The organism is Streptomyces erythrochromogenes, from assembly GCF_040684695.1.
GTDB classification, from domain to species: Bacteria; Actinomycetota; Actinomycetes; order Streptomycetales; family Streptomycetaceae; genus Streptomyces; species Streptomyces erythrochromogenes_C.
This window is the reverse complement of record NZ_JBFBGM010000009.1, coordinates 149206-168436: the sequence shown is the minus strand read 5'-3', so window position 1 is coordinate 168436 and position 19231 is coordinate 149206. Positions and strand designations below refer to the sequence as shown.

The following is a 19231-nucleotide window of genomic DNA, read 5'->3' as shown; positions in this document are numbered from 1 at the left end:
CATGAACGAGACCGAGCAGTTGCTGGAGCAAGTCGCATCCCGTGCGCACACCTCCGCACGGGCCCAGGGAAAGCCCCTGCCCATGGCGCTGGGCACCGGGGAGATCGCCCGCGCCGAGGGCATACTCGGCTTCGCCCTGCCGCCCCTGCTCGCCCGGCTCTACACCCGCGTCGGGGACGGCGGATTCGGTCCGGAGCAGGGCCTGTTGCCCCTGCGCGGGGCCGTCGGGGCCTACCGGGCCCAGCGTGAGTCCGGATGGCGCTGGCCCGAAGGGGTCCTGCCCTTCGCCGACCTCGGCTGCGCCATGTACGCCTGCGTCGACTGCAGGTCCGACACCGCCCAGGTCCTGTTGTTCGACCCGAATCCGGGCGAGCCGGACCTCGCCTGGTCCGTCGACGCGCCGGGCCTGGCGGGCTGGCTGCGCGGCTGGCTCGACGGCACCGCCTGGTTCTGCGAGGAATCGGAGGCGGGGGACGCCTACGACCTCGACCTCGCGCCCTGGGCGGAGTTCAGATCCCGGATCTGAGCCGGCCCCGCCCCCCGTACGCCGCGGCGCCCAGCGCCAGCACCGCGGCCCCCGCGACCGCCGACGCGAGGGGCAGCGCACACGCCAGCACCACACAGCCGGACAGCCCGACCGCCGCCACGGCCCGCCCCTTGACACCTGAATCGAGAGTCCACGCGGAAGCGTTCGCGATCGCGTAATAGGCGAGCACTCCGAAGGAGGAGAAGCCGATCGCGCCCCGCAGATCGGCGGTGGCCGCGAGCACCGCCACGACCGCGCCCACCACCAGCTCGGCATGGGCAGGCACCTGGTGGCGGGGATGTACGGCGGCCAGCGTGCGCGGCAGATGCCCGTCCCGGGCCATCGCCAGGACCGTCCGCGACACCCCGAGCACGAGGGCCAGCAGCGAGCCCAGCGCGGCCAGGGCCGCACCCACCCGGACCACCGGCGCCAGCTGCGGCGCGCCCGCCGCCCGGACCGCGTCGGCCAGCGGCGCCGCCGACCCGGCCAGCCCCTCGACACCGAGCACCGAGAGCACCGCCACCCCCACCGCCGCGTACACCAGCAGGGCGATCCCCAGCGCCAGTGGCACCGCCCGCGGGATCGTGCGTTCCGGGTCACGCACCTCCTCGCCCAGAGTGGTGATCCGCGCATAGCCCGCGAAGGCGAAGAACAGCAGGCCGGCGCCCTGCAACAGCCCGAAGAGGGACCAGTGCGCCCCGACGAGCCGCCCGGGTACGGCCGCACCCGAGGACAGGCACACCACGACCACCCCGGCCAGCACGGCCAGGACCACCGCCACGATCAGCCGGGCGATCCGGGCGGACTTCTGCACGCCGCCGTAGCTCGCGGCGGTGACCGCCACCACCGCCGCCACCGCCACGGCGTGCTCGCGCCCGGGCCACAGGTAGGCACCCACCGTCAGTGCCATCGCCGCGCAGGACGCGGTCTTGCCGACCACGAAGCCCCAGCCGGCCAGATGGCCCCAGAAGGGACCGAGCCGCTCCCGCCCGTACACGTAGGTGCCGCCGGAGGCCGGATAACGGGCGGCCAGCCGGGCCGAGGAGTGCGCGTTGCAGTAGGCCACGAGCGCCGCCACCGCGAGGGCGGCGAGGAGTGCCCCGCCCGCGGCCCGGGCGGCCGGGGCGAAGGCCGCGAACACCCCGGCGCCGACCATGGCTCCGAGGCCGACGACGACCGCGTCGAAGACCCCCAGGGTGCGCTTCAGCTCGTTGTCCACCGGCGGAGGGTAACCGGCCTAGGTGACGCCCTCGCGGCCGGGGAGCGGCGCCCGGGTGCGCTCCCAGCCCTCCAGGGCGGTCAGGCAGGCGTGGTCGAGATGGCGCAGACCGCTCAGGTCCAGCCGCACCGGCTGACCGTGGGGCAGCGCGTCCAGGGCGTCGAGCAGTTTGGGCAGGCGCAGGAAGCTGGCGTTCCCCATGACCCGCACGCAGAGCTCCCCGTCCTCCCAGACCTCCTCGATGTGCACGTGGGAGGTCTCCCAGGCGGCCTTGGCGATGGCCAGCCCCAGCCCGACCAGCACCCCCTCGAAGAGGTTGGTCACGACGATCGCGCCGGCCGTGGCGACCAGCACCACCGCCTCGCCCCGGTGCGTGCGCCACAGCGCGGCCACCGCCCGGACCGGCAGCAGCTTCCACCCCGCGTACAGGAGCACCCCGGCCAGAGCGGCCAGCGGCACGAGCTCCAGCACCTCGGGGAAGGCCACGGCGAAGAGCAGCAGCCAGCCGCCGTGCATCACCCGGGAGGCGCGGGTGCGCGCCCCGGCCTCCACGTTGGCGGCGCTGCGGACGATCACGGCGGTCATCGGCAGCGCCCCGAGCAGCCCGCAGACGCTGTTGCCCACGCCCTGGGCGATCAGTTCCCGGTCGTACTCCGTCCGCGGCCCGTCGTGCATCCGGTCCACGGCGGCCGCGCTGAAGAGGGTCTCGGCGGAAGCGATCAGTGCCAGCGCGACCACCGTCCCGGCCGCTCCGAAGGACGCCAGGACCCCGAACTCCCCCCAGGCGGGCGGGGAGACGGCCTCCAGGACCCCCGTCACCCGCACCTTCTCCACGGGCAGCCCCAGCAGGGCGGCCGCGGTCGCGGCGGCGGCCACTCCGACCAGCGCGCCCGGCAGCAGCCGCAGACGGGCGGGCGCCCGGCGCCACGCCACCATGACGGCGATGGTCCCGACGCCGAGCAGCACGGCGGCCCAGTCGGCCCGCGCCGCGAGGCCGTGCACCCCGCCCAGCTTCGCCAGGGTCTGCCCGGGAGCCTCCGCGTCGCCCAGGGCGTACAGCTGCCCGGAGATCAGCACGAGCCCGATGCCGGCCAGCATGCCGTGCACGACGGCCACGGAGATCGCCCGGAACCACCGTCCGAGGCGCAGCGCCCCCATGCCCAGCTGGAGCGCGCCGGCGGCCAGCACCAGCACCCCGAGCGCGGCCGTGCCGTGCGTCTGCAGCGCCTCGTAGACGAGCACGGTCAGTCCGGCCGCGGGCCCGCTCACCTGCAGGGAGCTCCCGCGGAACCAGCCGGTGACCAGCCCGCCGACCACGCCGGTGACGATCCCCAGCTCGGCCTGCACCCCGGAGGCGACGGCCACCCCCACGCACAGGGGGATGGCGACCAGTGCGACGACGACGGACGCCCCGAAGTCTTCGCGAAACGTGCCGGCCCCAGGCATGCGAGAACCCCCTGCCACGCGGTGATGTGATGCCACCCACCGTGGCGGGCGCACTCCCCGCCGCCCAAGTGCCCACGGAAGCCCGCGGCGGCGCGCGCGCCGCACACGCCCGGCACACACACCCCACGCACCCCGCAACCACCGCGGCCCGGCGGTCGGTGAAGACCGCCGGGCCGGCGTGGTGACAGGTCGCGGACCTGCGTCAGCGGTAGTTCACGAACTGCCATGTTGATCATCTGGCCTGCGTAAACGCTGGGTCATGCATCCTGACCTGCGAAAACTACTTTCAACAGTTGTTGCGGCTTTTCGCGCTCTTCTATGGGCGTGTGCCCTCGCTGTGCCCGCAGGCACGGCACAGATCAGTGACGGGAAGCCGCTGGACCCGACCCCTCCGCAATAAGGAGCGCGAACTCGTGATCATTCCTATCCGATGGGACGACGCAGCTCTACTTGGCGTCCATCGGAGATCAAGCCAGACATGCCAGACCGATATGACAGGATCTCGTCGTGAGCAGTGAGGTAGTCGTGAGCCAGCAGCCCCTACGAGTCGCGGGTCTCTTCGCGGGAGTCGGCGGGCTTGAGCTTGGCCTGAAGCGGGCGGGGCTCGACACAGCCATGCTCTGTGAGGTCTGGGCGCCGGCTCAGGCAGTGCTGGCCAAGCAGTTCCCCGAGGTACCGCTCGAACCTGACGTGCAGCACCTCAGGGCTCTGCCCGGCGATGTAGATGTCGTGACCGCTGGTTTTCCCTGCCAGGACCTCTCACAGGCCGGCCGGACGGCGGGTATCGGGGGCGAACAGTCTGGTCTTGTGTCGCATGTCTTCCGCCTGCTCAAGAAGCATCACCCGCGCTGGCTCGTGCTGGAGAACGTGCGGAACATGCTCGTGCTCGATAAGGGCAAAGCGATGCTGCACCTTGTGCAGGAGCTGGAAGCGCTCGGTTACTCATGGGCGTATCGGCTGGTGGACTCCCGCTTCACCGGTGTGCCGCAGCGCCGTCAGCGTGTGCTCTTCGTCGCAAGCCTCACGGAAGACCCGCGCAATGTTCTGCTCTCTGAGGACGCTGGAGAGCCCGAGTCACGAACCCTTCCCACCGACGCCTTCGGCTTCTACTGGACTGAGGGACTCCGTGGCCTTGGGTGGGCACAAGATGCAGTGCCGACGGTCAAGGGGGGGTCTGGTCTGAGTATCCCCTCCCCGCCCGCGATGTGGATTCCCGGCAACCCTGAGGGCCATCGGATCGTGACTCCGTCGATCACCGATGCTGAGCAGCTCCAGGGCTTCCCGAAGGACTGGACTCTGGCTGAGGGGACCACGGAGAAGAAGGGCGACCGCTGGAAGCTGGTGGGGAATGCTGTCACCGTCGGCGTCTCCCAGTGGCTCGGGGAGCAGCTCCTGAATCCGGGAAGCTACGACGAGACCGAAGCCGTTGAGATCGCCGATCACGACCGTTGGCCGGCTGCTGCGTGGGGTCAGGGTGGTAAGCGGTGGCGCTCCACGGCGTCAATGTGGCCGCAGAACCTCCCGTACACACACATTCTCGATCTTGTTGATCGCAGTCAGCTGACCCCGCTGAGCTACCGAGCCGCTGCTGGGTTCTACTCGCGCACACAGAAGGCCAAGCTGAAGTTCGACGAAGCGTTCCTTCTCGATATGAAGCAGCACGTGGAGCTGATGGACCCGGCAAACAGGGCGCCGATCAACGTTGGTGACGGGGGATAGGGTTCCCCCGAAAGGGGTGTGCCTTGGAAGCCGTAGACATTCTCACGAGGAGCCTGAGCAAGAAGGTGCCCATCCAGGGCGCCATGCTCCAGTACCACGGTCGCAGTGACCGACATGGCCAGCTCATCTGCTGGGGGATCTTGTTCGACCTGATGCTGAACAGCCAGGTGCTGCGCTCTCATGTCGAGGACGGGAAGGTGGTCTTCGGCATCAACCACACCTTGACCAGCTTCTCGCCCGAGAAGAAGAAGCGACTCGACCTCGTCCTGTGCCGCCCCAAGGCGGGTGCGCCCGGCCCTAAGAAGCCGCGCACGCTTCAGTCGATGGCGACCATGGAGAAGTACGGGATCGAGCTCTCTTCAGAGCAGCAGACGATGCTGGACGACCTCCCTGTCATAAAGGAAGGGCCCGTCGGCAGTGTCCTGGTTGCTCTGGAAGCCAAGGCATGCATGACAGAGCACATCAAGGCTCTCCCCCGTCTGTACGACGAGCTGAATTCAAGCCACCAGATCGTCCATGGGCACTCAAGCCAAGCTCTCTCGATCGGCTTCTTCATGGTCAACGCTGCTGAAGAGTTCTACAGCCCGACCAACCAGAACAAGCCTGGGCCGAACAAGCACAAGCAACCTCACGCCATGGAACGAGCAGTGGCACAGGTCGCCGGACTTCCCCGACGTAGCCACCACACCTCTCAGGGCTTCGATGGTCTGGGCATCGTCGCCGTCGATATGAACAACGACGGCACAAGCCCCTGCACGCTGGTCAGCACGTCCCCGGCGCCTGCACCTGACGACGTGCTGCACTACGACTCGATGATCCAGCGCATGGCGCACGAGTACGACTCGCGCTTCTCGATGATCTGATCCAGGTAGGGCGGGCACGGCGGACGACCTCCGTGCCCGCCACAAGCACGGCAGATTCCGTACGTGCCGAGCCACGTCCGTGTGAGGTACCTGAGAATGCCGAGCACACGGCCGACAGGTGGTTCTAGGGTGGGCGGCGGTTCGGCAGGGACAGCGCTCCCGGTCAGATGCGGCAGGCCCGGGAGGGCATATTGGGTTATCTGCGGCTGCTCCGGCAGCGGGCCGTACTGGTGCTGTGGCTCGCACAGAGCCTCTCGGTCCTCGGGGACCGCCTTTATGCCCTCGCGGTCATGTGGGTCGTCTACGCCGCGACAGGATCGGCCTCGCTCATGGGCCTCGTCGCGGTGGCCGAGTCGCTGCCGTACATCGCCCTCGGCACCGTGGGCCGGCGGATCGTCTCCCGCTTCTCCTCGTACCGGGCTCTCGCATGGGTCGACGGGGCGCGGGCAGCGGTTGCGGTCGCGCTGCCGTTCCTGTGGTCGCCCGACGCGCGGGGCATCGCTCTGCTGCTCGCCGGTGTGCTGCTCCTCGGCGTGCTCGGGGCGCTGTTCGATCCCAACCTCGGCGCCCTGGTGCCCGATCTCGTCGAGCCCGAGCGGGTGCAGCAGATTACGGGTCTCCTCGACCTCACGGGCCGCATCGCCCGTATCGCGGGCCCGGCCAGCATCGGCCTGCTGCTGCTCTTCGTCTCCGAGGTGCAGCTCTTCGCCTTGAACGGCGCGACGTTCGCGGTGTCCGCCGTGGCGCTGCGCTGGCTGGCTCGCCGCTATGCGACCTCGGCAGGCGAAGCTGCCGAGCGCCCTGGGGGTAGGGCGCGGTCGTCAGTCCCGGCCGGGCCGGTACTGCGTGAGCACCCGCGGGTCGGACTGGCGATTGGCCTGCACGGGGTAGCCCTGTTCTGCTCGGCCGTGACTGCTATCGGCATGCCGGCCCTGCTCGCCACCCGGTACGGGGCGGGCGCCGCGGTGTACGGACTCGTCACGGCGGCCGTGGGCGTCGGGGCGCTGCTCGGTAACCCCCTCGCGAGCAAACGGCGCTCGGGCGGCTGGCTGACCGTCTACTGCGGTGCGTGGGCGCTACAAGGCGTGGCGACCGCCTGCATGGGTCTGGTACTCGATCTGCCCGCGCTGCTCCTGCTCGCCCTGCTGACGGGCATCGTCACCCCGGCTACGAGCGTGACCCTGCGCGCGCACCTCGGCGCGTTCGCCCCGGCGGAACGGCTGCGCCTGATGTCCGTCGATCAGACGATCATCCGGGCCGGCGGCACGGCCGGAATGCTCGTGCTGCCGTTGCTGGTGGACGCTTCACCGCGAGGGGCCTTCGTCGCCGGCGGGGTCATGGTCACAGGAACGGCGCTCGGGGCGTTGCTGGCAGCCTCACGACTGCGGCGGCGGGATGCGGCTCTGCCAGCCCTTTCGACGGCTGGCCGATGAACCGTGGTGCTCAGGATTGAAGGGCGGGGCGGCCGGATTCGAACCGGCGTCCTCCTCCATGCTGTGTAGGCGCACTACCTCTGTGCTACGACCCCGCTTGCGGTGATCGTAGGCAGCCCGCCCCATCACGGAGCCAGCGATTTTCCCAGGGCTACGCGCCTCACCCCCCGCCGGTGGTGCAGGTCCGGCGAGGGGCCAGGCGGTCGGAGGGCCGACGGTTACGCCGCGGGCGCTTCCGGCTTCCACTCGGCCGCGTCGAGTGCGAGCCAGTGCTCGACGGTCACGTTCTCGAACGAGACGCCGATCTCCTGGTAGATGCGGGTGTGCATGGCGCCGAACCAGGCGCCCCGACGGTCGTCGAAGAACGCGCGGTCGTACCAGGCGACGCCCAGCAGGACCGTCCCGCCGCCGTTCTCGTTGTCCGGGTCGGCCTCGAAGTACGTGCACTCCCAGTCCCAGAGCATCTGCTCGTCGGGGCGGGAGCGCAGCCGCTCGTCGCTGGCACGCAGGTGCTCGATGCACCGCTCGACGGTCGCGGCGTCGGGGCAGTAGTACCGGCAGTCGCTGAACGCCAAGACGCTCTTGCTGCCGCGCCGGGCGGGGTCGACGTCCTCGCCGGTGAGCACCCGGACACGGGTGATCGGCGGAGCGCTGGTTTCGAGGATGGTCACGGTGGTTCTCCTCTCGTTGCCGATGGTGCGTTGCAGGTGGTGCGTGATCACCAGCTCGACCCGGTCAACGGGTACAGGCTGGGGCTGTGGGGGCCGCTCGACCGGATGGCACCGGGAGCGACGTAGCGGATGTTCAGGCCGATCCGGGCGCCGGCGGTCGTGTTGCTGTCCGAGCGGTGCAGGAGCCGGACGTCCATCAGGCATGCCTGCCCGGCGTCGAGCGGCAGCCATAGGCCGTGGTCGTGCGGCCCGTTGGGCATGCCCTGCACTCCGAGGGCTCTACCTCGGCGGGCGCTGGTCGCCTCGCGGTCGTTGCCGAGGTAGCCGCTGGCGTGTGAGCCGGGGATGACCTGCAAGCAGCCGTTGGCGGTAGTCGCGTCGGTAATGGCGAGCCAGGCCGCGACCGAGCGGGCGGGGTCGAGCTGCATCCGTCGGTTGGTGCCGTCCTGGTGCCAGGGCACGCGGAACTCACGGCCGGGCCACTTGATCATCAGAAAGGTGTTCTCGACGGCGACCGCCTCGCCGATCGTCTGCTGCACGGCGGCGAGCAGTCCGGGGGCGCGTACCGCGTGTGCGGCCCACTCGGAGCGCAGGTGCGCGTCGAGCACGACCTCGGTCCGCTCGGCCCGGTGCTCGGCGATGACCTCGACCGCTCGGGCGCGGGCTCGGCTGTTGGTGTTCCACTCCAGCCCGGTCCGGTATCCGTCCTCGCCGAGCGGGCTCGGTCCCGTGTAGCTGATGGTGAGGGGCGCGCTCATCAGGCTTCGCCCTTCGACTGGCAGCGGGTGCACTGGCAGGGCGGGAAGGCGAGGGAGTTCATGGGCGGGCTGTCTCGGACCCCGGGCCCGACGACCACCTCGGCACGCTCGTGGACGACCTCTCCCGTCTGGCCGTTGACGTCGTACACGCGAATGGTCATGGGCATGCGCACTCCCGCTGCTCAGGGGCGTTGTGGTTCGGTGTGTCACCAGTGCACCGCTTGAGAGGGCGTCATGGGCGAGTGGGCACCGGACGTTTGGGCGGACGTTTCCGCGCCCGAGTCCGGGGCCAGATCACTACGGTGGGTGCACGACCCGTAGCTGCGAGGGGGAAGCGCGTGACGGAACAGGAGCCGGGCGGGCTGGCAGGGTTACGGCGGGCTGCCAGCCACACGCAGGAGACGTTCGTCAAGGCGTTCCGGCAGGAGTCCGCCCGCCTCGGCGTCGCCGCCGCGGTGAGCGTCCGCCAACTGCGACGGTGGGAGAGCGAAACGCCCCCGCCCCTGCCGCATCCGGGCCAGCAAGCTGTACTTGAAGCCATGTTCGGCATGCCCCTCGCCGAGATGGGGTTCGACGTCCCCGGTCATCGCGTGACGGTTGCGGCACCGATCAGCGACGCTGGAGAGGTGAAGAGGAGAACGTTCGTCGCAGACGCGGGCGCCCTCGCTGCCGCTGCCCTGCTGCCCGCCGCGCCGGGCCCACGCATCGGCACGGCCGATCTCGGGCGGCTGAGAGAGCGCCTCGACGGGCTCTACCAGACAGACCACAGCGCAGGCAGCGTGCCGGCGAGCACGCAGGCCGAGCGCATCGAGGCGGAGATCACGCGAGCCCTGAGCAGCGCCTCGTACACCTCCGGTGTGGGCCGTGAGCTACAGACGATGCTCGCCGAGCTGCACGGACACCGGGCCTGGTACGGCTACGACGGCGGGCGCATCGCGGAGGGCCGCGCCGCCTGCATGGAAGCCCTCGCCGCGGCGCAGCTCGTCGACAACCCGCTGCTACAGGTCTCCGTGCTGGAGACGCTCGTACTCCTCGCGGTCAAGGCCGGCCGGTCCTGGGAGGCTGCGAGTGCCGTCGAGAACGCCTACCGTCTCGCAACGCAGGCAGAGGCGGGTGCGACGGTGCACCTCGTGATCGCGCTCCGCGACGCGAACGTCGCCACGCACGCCGGGGACCTGTCGGGCGCACGCCGCGCCCTGTCCCGCGCAGTCAGCTACCAGGGGCGCACGGACGCCGACACTGACGTGCCCAACTGGGCCAAGTTCGTCGGCCCGTTCGAGGTCGACTACGCCACGGCGGACATGTACGCACGAGCAGACCAGCCCAAGCGAGCCGTGCCGTTCCTCCGGGCGGCCGTGCGCGGGATTGGCGCTGGGCTCGCCCGGAACAGTGCCTCGTACCGCGTCAAGCTCGCCGGTGTCCTCCTCGCCGCGGGGGAGGTCGACGAGGCGTGCGCCGAGGTGGGCGGCGTGCTGGATACCTGGGGAGGCATCGCCTCGCCCCGGCTGCTGGGCAAGGTGCACGATTTCCGGCGGGCGGCCGGGGTAGTCGACAGCCCAACCGCCCGCGAATGCGTGGCACGTATCCGCGAAACCGTGTGAGAGGGCCGCCGGATGAGTCAGCCAGCACGGGCCAGCGTCGAGCAACTCGACGGGCCGGCCGCCGCCAGGGCCGAGGAAGCGTTCCGTCTGGTCTACGCCGAGGCGTTCGCCGAACCGCCCTACGACGAGACCGAGACCGACGTCGCAGCCGCGTTCCGTCGCTTCCGGTCCCAGACCCGCAAGGCCACCTTTCGCGGCGCCCTGGCGTGCGTCCCGGACGGCGAGGCCGTCGGCATGGCGTACGGCTACCCCCTCGGGCCGCATACGGGCTGGTGGGACCAGCTGATCGCGCCGGTGCCCGAGGAGATGCGGCGCGAGGACGGCCGCCGGACGTTCGGCCTGATGGAGCTCGCCGTGCGTGCCCCATGGCGCAGGCAGGGCATCGCCCGCCGCCTGCACGATGCCGTCCTTGACGGCACTGATGCCGAGCGGGTCCTGCTCAACGTCCACCCGAACAGCAAGGCGGCTGTCTCCGCATACCGGGCATGGGGATACCGCAAGATCGGCGACGCCCGCCCATGGGCGGGCGCGGACCTGCACGACGTGATGCTGCTCGACCTCCGCTGAGCTGCTCCCGCACGCGTGAAGCGCAGCGACCGGTCGCGGGCTTCCACCAAGCGCGCCGCCTGTGTGCGCGGGAGGGGGAATCGGTGCGCGCCGACATTCTGGGGCAGCTCTCCGCGACACCACGAGAGAGCGCACGCCGCATGGGTCAGGAAGGACAGCCCGGACGGGAAGCAGCCTGGTCTGCTCCGTCTGCCGGCCGGGACGAGCATGTACGACCTGCGGCACTTCTACGCCTCGCTGCTGATCAAGCACCGCGAGAGCGTGAAGACGGTTCAGCGTCGGCTCGGCCACTCGAAGCCGTCGATCACCCTCGACATCTACACGCACCTGTGGCCCGACGAGGAGGACACAACGCGAGCCGCCGTCGAGGCGGCCCTCGGCGATGTGCCCGCGTTGTGCCCTCCAGCCAAGGCCCAGTGACCTTCGTGCAGGTCAGCGGCGTTTATCAGCGGTAGTTCACGAACTGGATCGCGAAGTCCAGGTCCTTGCCCTTGAGGAGGGCCTGGACGGCCTGGAGGTCGTCACGGCTCTTGGAGCTGACCCGCAGCTCGTCGCCCTGGACCTGGGCCTTGACGCCCTTCGGACCCTCGTCACGGATGATCTTCGCGACCTTCTTGGCGTTCTCCTGGGAGATGCCCTCCTCGATCGTGGCGAAGATCTTGTACTCCTTGCCGGACAGCTGCGGCTCGCCGGCGTCCAGCGCCTTGAGCGAGATGCCGCGCTTGACCAGCTTGGTCTCGAAGACGTCGAGGACGGCCTTGACGCGCTCCTCGGAGTTCGCCTCCATCAGGATCTTCTCGCCGGACCAGGCGATGGTGGCGCCGGTGCCCTTGAAGTCGTAGCGCTGCGAGAGCTCCTTGGCGGCCTGGTTGAGGGCGTTGTCGACCTCCTGCCGCTCGACCTTCGAGACGATGTCGAAACTGGAGTCGGCCATGTGCTGTGGCTCCTTGAAGTCGATTGCGATCGCCCCGGAGGGCGCGGCCGGACATGCCCGGACCGCTCGGCAAAGCCTAGCCACCGCGCCCACCCGTGGCGCTGATCAATCCGGTGGCGAAGCACCCCCGGTCATCAGGTATCGTTTACGTCGTTGCCAGGGAGCGCCGCCGCAAGGCGGAAAAAATGGCAGCGTCTCTTGGCGGTGTGCCCGAGTGGCCAAAGGGAGCAGACTGTAAATCTGCCGGCTCAGCCTACCCAGGTTCGAACCCTGGCGCCGCCACGCGAGTGGAACCCCCGTTCATCTGCGGAAACGCAGTGGACGGGGGTTCTTTCGCATTCCCGGTGGCGCCGTGGGGCGCGGGCCGCATCGTCGGGGGCTCCCGGTCGTTCTCCGGGGGTGAAATGGACATCTGACACGCGGGGGAAGGTCGGCGGCGGGGTGCTCATGGCCCTGCTCGGCGCGGGGATTCCGGCTCTGATGGGAGCCGCCCTGCACACGGACGTGGGGGAGCCCTACCGGGAGACGCGGCTGTACTTCGGCACCGACCGGGCCGACGGCGGCGGCCCGGTCGCGGAGGCGGAGTTCATGCGCTTCCTGGACCGGGAGATCACCCCCGCCTTCCCCGAGGGGCTGACCCTCCACGACGGATACGGCCAGTGGCGCGGCGCAGACGGCAAGATCGTCCGCGAGGCCTCCTACGAAGTGGTCCTGCTGTACCCGGAGAAGGAGGCCGACGACCGCAGCGTGCGCATCGAGCGGATCCGCGACGCGTACGAGAGCCGCTACCAGCAGGACTCGGTCGGACGCTCCGACGACAAGCTGGAAGCGCAGTTCTGAGCCGCCGGCGGGCGGGGAGGCGGGCCCTGCGGAGCCGGCCTTCCCCGCCGGGCCGTCAGTTGCCCGCCACGTCCTTGACGGCCACCTCGACCGGGGTCGAGCCGGAGATCAGCTCCAGGGTCAGGCCCGCCGTCGCGGGCATCTCCACCAGCTCGGCCAGCACCGCCGCGACGTCGTCGCGCGGCACCGCTCCCCGCCCCGTCCGCGCCTCCAGGCGGACCTGGCCCTTCCCGGCGTCGTCGAGCAGCGAGCCCGGGCGCAGCACCGTCCACTCCAGGCCCAGCCGGGTCCGTACGTGGTCGTCGGCCTCGCCCTTGGCCCGCAGGTAGACGTCGAAGACCTCGTCGCCCTCGTGATGGGCGTCCGCGCCCATCGAAGAGACCATCAGGAAGCGGCGTACGCGGGCCCGTTCGGCCGCGTCGGCGAACAGCACCGCGGCGCCCCGGTCCACGGTGTCCTTGCGTCCGGCACCGCTGCCGGGGCCGGCGCCCGCCGCGAACACGGCCACGTCCGCGCCCTGCAGGATCCCCGCCACGTGCTCCACCGTGGCCGACTCCAGATCGCAGAGCACCGGTTCGGCGCCGGCCTCCCTGAGGTCGTCGCCCTGTTCGAGGTCGCGGATGATGCCCGCGACCTCGTACCCGCGCGCGGCGAGCAGGCGCTCCAGCCGCAGCGCGATCCGACCGTGTCCACCCGCGATGACGATGCGCATGCCCCGACGGTACGACGAGCCGGGCGCCCCCGCCCGGGAAGACACCCCCTCAGGGGCCCGCCTCGGTGCGGCCCTGCCGGGGGAGGTCCAGGGCCACCGCGACGGCGGAGTCGCAGTACTCGCGCACCGCGCTCGTACGGGCCACCACCCGCCCGCGGTGGATGACGATCCGGCTGTACGCGAGGGAGAGCACGCCCGCGATCCGGTCGCCGCGCACGGCGACCAGCTCGGCCGGGAAGCCCGGCTCCACCCGTACCTCCGGCAGGCCCATGGCCTCGCGGGCGCAGGCGCTGACGGAGTCGTAGGCCTCGCCGGGCCGCAGTCCGCCCTGGGAGGCCAGCAGGTAGGCGGCCTCCAGCGGGTCGCCGCGGCCGACCGGGTTCCCGGCGTCCCGCAGGGCCCCGCTGCCGGCCGCGACCCGTACGCCGGCGGCCCGCAGGAGCCGGACGGGGGCGGTGCGCAGGCCGCGGCGCTCCAGGGCCGCGCAGTCGCCCTGGGGCAGGCAGGTCACGCGTACGCCGGCCGCCGCGAGCCGGTCGGCGGCGCGGGCCGCCGCGTCCAGCGGGAGCCGGGACAGGCCCCCGCAGGGTCCGATGGTCACGCCGGGGCGCAGCCCGCCCGCCATCGCCGCGAGCCGGGAGAGGCGGGCCGGGTCGTCACCGTCGGTGTGCAGGTCCACGGGGCAGCCGTGCTCGTCGGCGAGCTCCAGGACGGCTTCGAGGAAGCCCGTCGGGTCCGGGTCCAGGTCGGGGCAGCCGCCGATGACCGAGGCGCCCATCTTGACCGCGTCCCGCAGCATGGCGAGCCCGTCGGCGCCGGCCGCGCCGGTCAGCAGCCGGGGTACGGCCACCGCGGTCAGGTCGGCGAGGCCGCGCAGGGAGCGCCGGGCCTGGAGCACGGCCTCCAGGGGGCCGAGGCCGTGCGCGTCGCCGATGCGCACGTGCGAGCGCAGGGCGGTCGCGCCGTGGCCGAGCTGGAGCAGGGCCGCCTCGGTGGCGCGGCGCTGCACCTCGTCCGGGGCGTAGGAGACGGGCCCGTCGCTGTCGGCGGTCAGCGCGGTGTCCCCGTGGGCGTGGGGCTCGGCGGGAGCGGGGAGCAGCAGGTAGCCGCTGAGGTCCACCCGGGACAGCACGGGGGAGGAGAGGCTGCCCGTGGTCCCGACGGCCTGGATCCGGCCGCCTCCGAGGCGGACGTCGACGGTACGGCCGTCCGTGAGGCGGGCTCCGGCGAGCAGCAGCGTCGCGGCCTCGGCGGCGGCCGCGCTGCCGTTGCCGTTGCCGCTGCGCGGGGAGTGGGACGGCTGCTGCGGCTGGCTGTCGGACATCGCGCTCCTGCGGTGGCTCGGGCGGTTCCTGGGGCCGTGGCCGCGGCCCTCGTCCCAAGATCACGCAGCGTGCTCAGAGCCTAGGGCGCGGCACACTCCGCTTCGCGGAAGAGCGCAATAGTCGTACCGGTGTGGTGCCCCCGTGCGTCCCGGTGCGGTGAGCCCGTGCGTTCCGGTGTGGTCCCCCGTGCGTCGGCCGCTGAGAGGGCCGCTGCGAGGGCCGCGAGCGGCCGCGGGGCGCGCGGCGCGTGTGAGCCCGCACACAAACTGCGGGAGAAGTGGGGCGGGAGGGCCCGGCGAGTTGATCGGGAGGAGCTTGCGAACCCCCTCGGAGCCCTGCTGCCGCAAAGGATTTGGGCGATCGGCGGGCAACCGTGTAATGTCTTCATCGCTCGCCCCAATAGCTCAGTCGGTAGAGCGTCTCCATGGTAAGGAGAAGGTCTGCGGTTCGATTCCGCATTGGGGCTCTGGTGAGAGAGGCCCCCCACCCTCGGGTGGGGAGCCGATCACATCAAAGCGGCGTAGCTCAGTCGGTAGAGCAAGCGGCTCATAATCGCTGTGTCACCGGTTCAAGTCCGGTCGCCGCTACCCACAGTAGCCGATTGCGGGGTCGGTCTCCCGATCGGCTACTCTTTTATGCGTTCATCCGTCCCATAGTCCGTCAAGGAGCACTCACGTGGCTGCCACCGACGTCCGCCCGAAGATCACGCTGGCCTGCGTGGAGTGCAAGGAGCGGAACTACATCACCAAGAAGAACCGGCGTAACAACCCGGACCGCATGGAGATGAAGAAGCACTGCCCGCGCTGCAACTCGCACACCGCGCACCGCGAGACCCGCTGACCCCAGCGAAGTCTCGAATACAGGCACCGTCATGAGGTCGTCCCCTTCATTGGGGGCGGCCTTGTGTCGTTTCCGTGCCCGTTCCTGATCTTTTTCTTTGTCCCTGTGTGTTTCGTGTCCCTTCAACAGGAGGTAGTGAGTCATGGCTCTCGACCAGTCCTTCGTGGGGCGGAGCTACCCGCCCACCGATCCGTACGAGGTCGGCCGGGAGAAGATCCGCGAATTCGCGGTCGCGGTGGGTGACGCCAATCCCGTCTACACCGATCCCGAAGCGGCCAAGGCCTACGGCCACTCCGATGTGATCGCACCGCCGACGTTCGTGTTCGCCATCACTTTCAAGGCGGCCGGCCAGGTCGTCGCGGACCCGCAGCTGGGGCTGGACTACAGCCGCGTCGTGCACGGCGACCAGAAGTTCGCGTACTCCCGCCCGGTGCGTGCCGGTGACCGCCTGTCCGTCACCTCCACCATCGAGGCCGTGAAGTCGCTCGCGGGCAACGACATCATCGACATCCGCGGCGAGGTCCACGACGAGACCGGCGAGCACGTGGTGACGGCGTGGACGAAGCTCGTCTCCCGCGCCCCCGAGGAGGCCTGACATGGCAGCGCAGATCAAGTACGCCGACGTCGAGGTCGGCACCGAGCTGCCCGCCGCGTCCTTCCCCGTGACGCGCGCCACGCTCGTGCAGTACGCCGGTGCCTCGGGCGACTTCAACCCGATCCACTGGAACGAGAAGTTCGCCAAGGAGGTCGGGCTGCCGGACGTGATCGCGCACGGCATGTTCACCATGGCCGAGGCGATCCGCGTGGTCACCGACTGGGTGGGCGACCCGGGCGCGGTGGTCGAGTACGGCGTGCGCTTCACCAAGCCCGTCGTGATCCCCAACGACGACCAGGGCGGCCTGATCGAGGTCACCGCCAAGGTCGCGGCGAAGCTGGACGACAACCGCGTACGGGTCGACCTGACGGCCATGAGCGCCGGTCAGAAGGTCCTCGGCATGTCCCGCGCGGTGGTCGCACTCGCCTGAGTGCCCGCCCGGGTGCCCGGCGAAGAGGGGGCGGACCATCCGCCCCCTCCCTCCCTCCCCCCTCGGGATCCGTCGCAGCGACCACTTGACGAAGTTAGTGATTGGCCACTAACTTTCTCGTATGGCAAGGATGAGCGCAGAAGAGAGGCGCGAGAGCGTCATTCGCGCGGCGATGCACGAATTCGCCCGCGGCGGCTACCACGGGACCTCCACGGAGTCCATCGCCAAGCGCGTGGGGGTCTCGCAGCCCTACCTCTTCCGGCTCTTCCCCAACAAGCAGGCGATCTTCCTGGCCGCCTCCGAACGCTGCCTGAGGGACACGCGCGAGCTCTTCGCCACCGCCGTGGAGGGGCTGCGCGGCGAGGAGGCCCAGCAGGCCATCGCCAACGCGTACACCCGGCTGATCACCGAAGACCCGGACAAGCTCCAGATGCAGCTCCAGATGTACGTGGCGGTGGCCGCGGCCGAGGCGGCCGGCGACCACGAGTTCGGCAAGGTCGTCCGGGCCGGCTGGATGGAGCTCTGGGACACCGTCCACCTGCCGCTGGGCGGCGACCCGGGGGAGACCACGACGTTCATGGCCTACGGGATGCTCATCAACGTCCTGGCCGCCATGGGCTTCCCGTTCGACCACCGGGTCTGGGCGGGGTTCTACCCGCAGGCCCGCACCACCGGACGCCTGGAGAAGTAGGGGCGGGGCGCGTGCGATCGGCTCATGCGCGCTTTTTCATGGACGCCAAAGTTAGTCAGCAATAACTAACAAACCAACCGCAGGGGGACACCGTGCAAGAACAAGGCACCGACACCAAGCTCCGCGGGCCCGCCGTCTGGGCCCTCGTCCTGACCGGCGTGGCCAGCTTCATGGCCGCACTCGACAACCTGGTCGTGACCACCGCCCTCCCCGCCATCCGCGAGGACCTCGGCGGCGGGCTGGAGGACCTGGAATGGACGGTGAACGCCTACACGCTCACCTTCGCCGTCCTCCTCATGTTCGGCGCCGCCCTCGGCGACCGCTTCGGCCGCCGCCGGCTGTTCATCGCCGGCCTCGCCGTCTTCACCGGCGCCTCCGCCGCGGCCGCCCTCTCGCCCGGGATCGAGGAGCTCATCGCCGCCCGCGCCGTGCAGGGCGTGGGAGCCGCCGTCATGATGCCGCTCACCCTGACCCTGCTCACCGCCGCCGTCCCGGCCGCCCGCCGCGGCATGGCCCTCGGCATCTACGGCGCCGTCACCGGCCTCGCCGTCGCCAGCGGCCCCCTCATCGGCGGCAGCCTCACCGAGCACATCTCCTGGCAGTGGATCTTCTGGCTCAACGTGCCCATAGGCCTGGCCCTGATCCCGCTCGCCCGCCTGCGCCTCGCCGAGTCCACCGCCCCGGGCGCCCGCCTCGACATCCCCGGCACCCTGCTCATCAGCGGCGGCCTCTTCGGCATCGTCTACGCCCTGGTCAACGCCAACTCCGACGGCTGGACCAGCGCCTCCGTCCTCACCGGCCTGATCGTCGGCACCGCCCTCGTCGCCGCCTTCGTCCGCCACGGCTTCACGCACGCCGACCCCATGCTCCCCATGCGGCTCTTCCGCGACCGAGGCTTCCTGGGGATCAACCTGGCCAGCCTGCTGATGTTCCTCGGCATGTTCGGCTCGATCTTCCTGCTCAGCCAGTTCCTCCAGGGCGTCGCCGGCTACTCGCCCACCGAGGCCGGCCTGCGCATGCTCCCCTGGACCGGCATGCCGATGCTCGTGGCCCCGCTGGCCGGGATCCTCTCCGACCGCATCGGCGGCCGCCCCGTCGTCGCCGCCGGCCTGGCCTTCCAGGCACTGGGCCTCGGCTGGTTCGCCGCGATCCTCAGCGCCGACGTCTCGTACGCCGCGCAGCTGCCGCCGCTGATCCTCAGCGGAATCGGCATGGCCCTCTACTTCGCCCCGGCGGCCAACGTCCTGATGTCCAACGTGCGCCCCGCCGACCAGGGCAAGGCGTCCGGCACCAACAACGCCCTGCGCGAGGTCGGCGGAGCCCTCGGCGTCGCCGTCCTGGCCTCGGTCTTCTCCGCCCAGGGCGGCTACGAGTCCCCGCAGGCCTTCACCGACGGCACCGTCCCCGCCCTGTGGATCGGCGCCGCCGCCGTCGCCGTCGCCGCCGCGCTGGCCCTCCTGGTGCCCCGCAAGGCCAAGGACGCGCCCACCCCCGTACCCGCCGCCGCGCCCGCCGCGTCCGCCGGAGCCGCCGGAGCCGCCGACAAGGTCCCGGCCACCGGATGACCGCCGCCCCCTGATCCGGCGACCCGGCCCCGCCGGGGACAAGCCCCGCAGCCGCACCACGGAAGGAGAGCACGTCATGCCCGACATCCCCTGGTCCACGCCCACACCGGCCGCCCCCGGCGCCGAGGTCCACGTCATGGCCTCCCGCTTCGAGACCGCCACGCTCACCGGCGCCGTCCGGTTCTTCCTCAAGGCGCCCGGCATCATCCGCCAGATGCGCAGGGCCCCCGGCGCCCACGGCGTCGCCCTGCGGGCCCGCGTCCTGCGCCGCACCTTCCTCACCCTCTCCGCGTGGGAGGACCGGGACGCGCTGTACCGCTTCGCCCGCAGCGAGCCCCACCGCTCCAGCTCCCGCGCCGCCGCCGCGCACATGCGGGAATCCGTCTTCACCCACTGGACCGTGCCCGCCGGCGAGCTGCCCATCGGCTGGGCCGAGGCCGAACGCCGCCTCGCCGAGCAGAAGACGGGCCGCTGACCGGCGCCGGCACCGGGGACG

Annotated in this window: 22 protein-coding genes and 4 tRNA genes; 17 read left to right on the top strand and 9 right to left on the bottom strand. The window is 71.0% G+C overall.

Features of this window, described 5'->3' with window-relative positions:
* The first annotated feature begins 1 nt into the window (after window position 1).
* A complete protein-coding gene (locus tag AB0O53_RS16550) occupies window positions 2-526 on the top strand; it encodes an SMI1/KNR4 family protein (protein WP_350992895.1) in 525 nt (174 codons plus the stop codon).
* On the opposite strand, the gene AB0O53_RS16545 is transcribed toward AB0O53_RS16550, so the two are convergent.
* Both AB0O53_RS16545 and AB0O53_RS16540 read right to left on the bottom strand, forming a co-directional pair.
* On the bottom strand, window positions 510-1745 hold the full coding sequence (locus tag AB0O53_RS16545) for an APC family permease (RefSeq protein ID WP_350992893.1): 1236 nt from the start codon (window positions 1743-1745) through the stop codon (window positions 510-512). The two genes, AB0O53_RS16550 and AB0O53_RS16545, sit on opposite strands and share 17 nt — an antisense overlap.
* Before the next feature lie 18 nt (window positions 1746-1763).
* Window positions 1764-3191, bottom strand: a complete 1428-nt coding sequence (locus tag AB0O53_RS16540) for a SulP family inorganic anion transporter (protein ID WP_350992891.1) — start codon at window positions 3189-3191, stop codon at window positions 1764-1766.
* 507 nt (window positions 3192-3698) lie between these two features.
* Between AB0O53_RS16540 and AB0O53_RS16535 the strand changes: the two genes are divergently transcribed.
* The 3 genes from AB0O53_RS16535 (at window position 3699) to AB0O53_RS16525 (ending at window position 7206) form a co-directional block, all read left to right on the top strand.
* A complete protein-coding gene (locus AB0O53_RS16535) occupies window positions 3699-4910 on the top strand; it encodes a DNA cytosine methyltransferase (protein ID WP_365196186.1) in 1212 nt (403 codons plus the stop codon).
* Between the two features lie 23 nt (window positions 4911-4933).
* Window positions 4934-5773 (top strand): hypothetical protein, encoded by an 840-nt coding sequence (locus tag AB0O53_RS16530; RefSeq protein ID WP_365196183.1) that lies wholly within the window; start codon window positions 4934-4936, stop codon window positions 5771-5773.
* Window positions 5774-5964: 191 nt separating this feature from the next.
* On the top strand, window positions 5965-7206 hold the full coding sequence (locus tag AB0O53_RS16525; protein WP_365196180.1) for an MFS transporter: 1242 nt from the start codon (window positions 5965-5967) through the stop codon (window positions 7204-7206).
* A 22-nt stretch (window positions 7207-7228) separates the two neighbouring features.
* Here the strand turns inward: AB0O53_RS16525 and AB0O53_RS16520 are convergent.
* From AB0O53_RS16520 to AB0O53_RS16505, 4 genes are all read right to left on the bottom strand, one after another.
* Window positions 7229-7303, bottom strand: a tRNA-Ala gene (locus AB0O53_RS16520).
* A gap of 121 nt (window positions 7304-7424) precedes the next feature.
* Complete coding sequence (locus tag AB0O53_RS16515; RefSeq protein ID WP_365196177.1) at window positions 7425-7877, bottom strand: hypothetical protein; 453 nt, start codon at window positions 7875-7877, stop codon at window positions 7425-7427.
* 47 nt (window positions 7878-7924) lie between these two features.
* Entirely contained in the window at window positions 7925-8635 is a 711-nt protein-coding gene (locus tag AB0O53_RS16510) for a phytanoyl-CoA dioxygenase family protein (protein ID WP_365196174.1), read from the bottom strand.
* Complete coding sequence (locus AB0O53_RS16505; RefSeq protein ID WP_365196171.1) at window positions 8635-8796, bottom strand: hypothetical protein; 162 nt, start codon at window positions 8794-8796, stop codon at window positions 8635-8637. The genes AB0O53_RS16510 and AB0O53_RS16505 overlap by 1 nt, the downstream gene beginning before the upstream one ends.
* 177 nt (window positions 8797-8973) lie before the next feature.
* Here AB0O53_RS16505 and AB0O53_RS16500 point away from each other — a divergent pair, with 177 nt between their 5' ends.
* From AB0O53_RS16500 to AB0O53_RS16490, 3 genes are all read left to right on the top strand, one after another.
* Window positions 8974-10236 (top strand): NsdA family TPR-like regulatory protein, encoded by a 1263-nt coding sequence (locus AB0O53_RS16500; protein ID WP_365196169.1) that lies wholly within the window; start codon window positions 8974-8976, stop codon window positions 10234-10236.
* A 12-nt stretch (window positions 10237-10248) separates the two neighbouring features.
* On the top strand, window positions 10249-10803 hold the full coding sequence (locus AB0O53_RS16495) for a GNAT family N-acetyltransferase (RefSeq protein ID WP_365196166.1): 555 nt from the start codon (window positions 10249-10251) through the stop codon (window positions 10801-10803).
* A 207-nt stretch (window positions 10804-11010) separates the two neighbouring features.
* Window positions 11011-11223, top strand: coding sequence for a tyrosine-type recombinase/integrase (locus AB0O53_RS16490; protein WP_365196163.1), 213 nt, complete (start codon window positions 11011-11013; stop codon window positions 11221-11223).
* 25 nt (window positions 11224-11248) lie between these two features.
* On the opposite strand, the gene AB0O53_RS16485 is transcribed toward AB0O53_RS16490, so the two are convergent.
* Entirely contained in the window at window positions 11249-11737 is a 489-nt protein-coding gene (locus AB0O53_RS16485; protein ID WP_030030284.1) for a YajQ family cyclic di-GMP-binding protein, read from the bottom strand.
* A gap of 200 nt (window positions 11738-11937) precedes the next feature.
* Between AB0O53_RS16485 and AB0O53_RS16480 the strand changes: the two genes are divergently transcribed.
* Together AB0O53_RS16480 and AB0O53_RS16475 are read left to right on the top strand one after the other, a co-directional pair.
* Window positions 11938-12019, top strand: a tRNA-Tyr gene (locus tag AB0O53_RS16480).
* A gap of 117 nt (window positions 12020-12136) precedes the next feature.
* Window positions 12137-12577, top strand: coding sequence for a DUF3574 domain-containing protein (locus AB0O53_RS16475; RefSeq protein WP_350992889.1), 441 nt, complete (start codon window positions 12137-12139; stop codon window positions 12575-12577).
* 55 nt (window positions 12578-12632) lie between these two features.
* Here the strand turns inward: AB0O53_RS16475 and AB0O53_RS16470 are convergent, their stop codons facing one another.
* Together AB0O53_RS16470 and AB0O53_RS16465 are read right to left on the bottom strand one after the other, a co-directional pair.
* A complete protein-coding gene (locus tag AB0O53_RS16470) occupies window positions 12633-13289 on the bottom strand; it encodes an SDR family oxidoreductase (protein ID WP_350992888.1) in 657 nt (218 codons plus the stop codon).
* Between the two features lie 49 nt (window positions 13290-13338).
* Window positions 13339-14613 (bottom strand): amidohydrolase family protein, encoded by a 1275-nt coding sequence (locus AB0O53_RS16465; protein WP_350992887.1) that lies wholly within the window; start codon window positions 14611-14613, stop codon window positions 13339-13341.
* A gap of 394 nt (window positions 14614-15007) precedes the next feature.
* Here AB0O53_RS16465 and AB0O53_RS16460 point away from each other — a divergent pair.
* From AB0O53_RS16460 to AB0O53_RS16425, 8 genes are all read left to right on the top strand, one after another.
* Window positions 15008-15080: transfer RNA gene (locus AB0O53_RS16460), tRNA-Thr, on the top strand.
* A 48-nt stretch (window positions 15081-15128) separates the two neighbouring features.
* Window positions 15129-15201 (top strand) — tRNA-Met (locus tag AB0O53_RS16455).
* Window positions 15202-15289: 88 nt separating this feature from the next.
* Window positions 15290-15454: a 50S ribosomal protein L33 gene (gene rpmG / locus AB0O53_RS16450; RefSeq protein ID WP_007265873.1), complete on the top strand. Its 165-nt coding sequence runs from the start codon at window positions 15290-15292 to the stop codon at window positions 15452-15454.
* Between the two features lie 142 nt (window positions 15455-15596).
* Window positions 15597-16049: a MaoC family dehydratase N-terminal domain-containing protein gene (locus tag AB0O53_RS16445; RefSeq protein ID WP_030958986.1), complete on the top strand. Its 453-nt coding sequence runs from the start codon at window positions 15597-15599 to the stop codon at window positions 16047-16049.
* Between the two features lies 1 nt (window position 16050).
* The gene (locus tag AB0O53_RS16440; RefSeq protein WP_365196158.1) at window positions 16051-16479 is read left to right on the top strand and encodes a MaoC family dehydratase; all 429 of its coding nucleotides are present in this window, start codon (window positions 16051-16053) and stop codon (window positions 16477-16479) included.
* 121 nt (window positions 16480-16600) lie between these two features.
* Window positions 16601-17170 carry a TetR/AcrR family transcriptional regulator gene (locus AB0O53_RS16435; RefSeq protein ID WP_350992883.1) on the top strand — a complete coding sequence of 190 codons (570 nt, stop codon included), beginning with the start codon at window positions 16601-16603 and terminating at the stop codon, window positions 17168-17170.
* A 92-nt stretch (window positions 17171-17262) separates the two neighbouring features.
* The gene (locus AB0O53_RS16430; protein ID WP_365196155.1) at window positions 17263-18735 is read left to right on the top strand and encodes an MFS transporter; all 1473 of its coding nucleotides are present in this window, start codon (window positions 17263-17265) and stop codon (window positions 18733-18735) included.
* Window positions 18736-18811: 76 nt separating this feature from the next.
* Window positions 18812-19210: a DUF3291 domain-containing protein gene (locus tag AB0O53_RS16425; protein WP_350993200.1), complete on the top strand. Its 399-nt coding sequence runs from the start codon at window positions 18812-18814 to the stop codon at window positions 19208-19210.
* Window positions 19211-19231 lie beyond the last annotated feature (21 nt).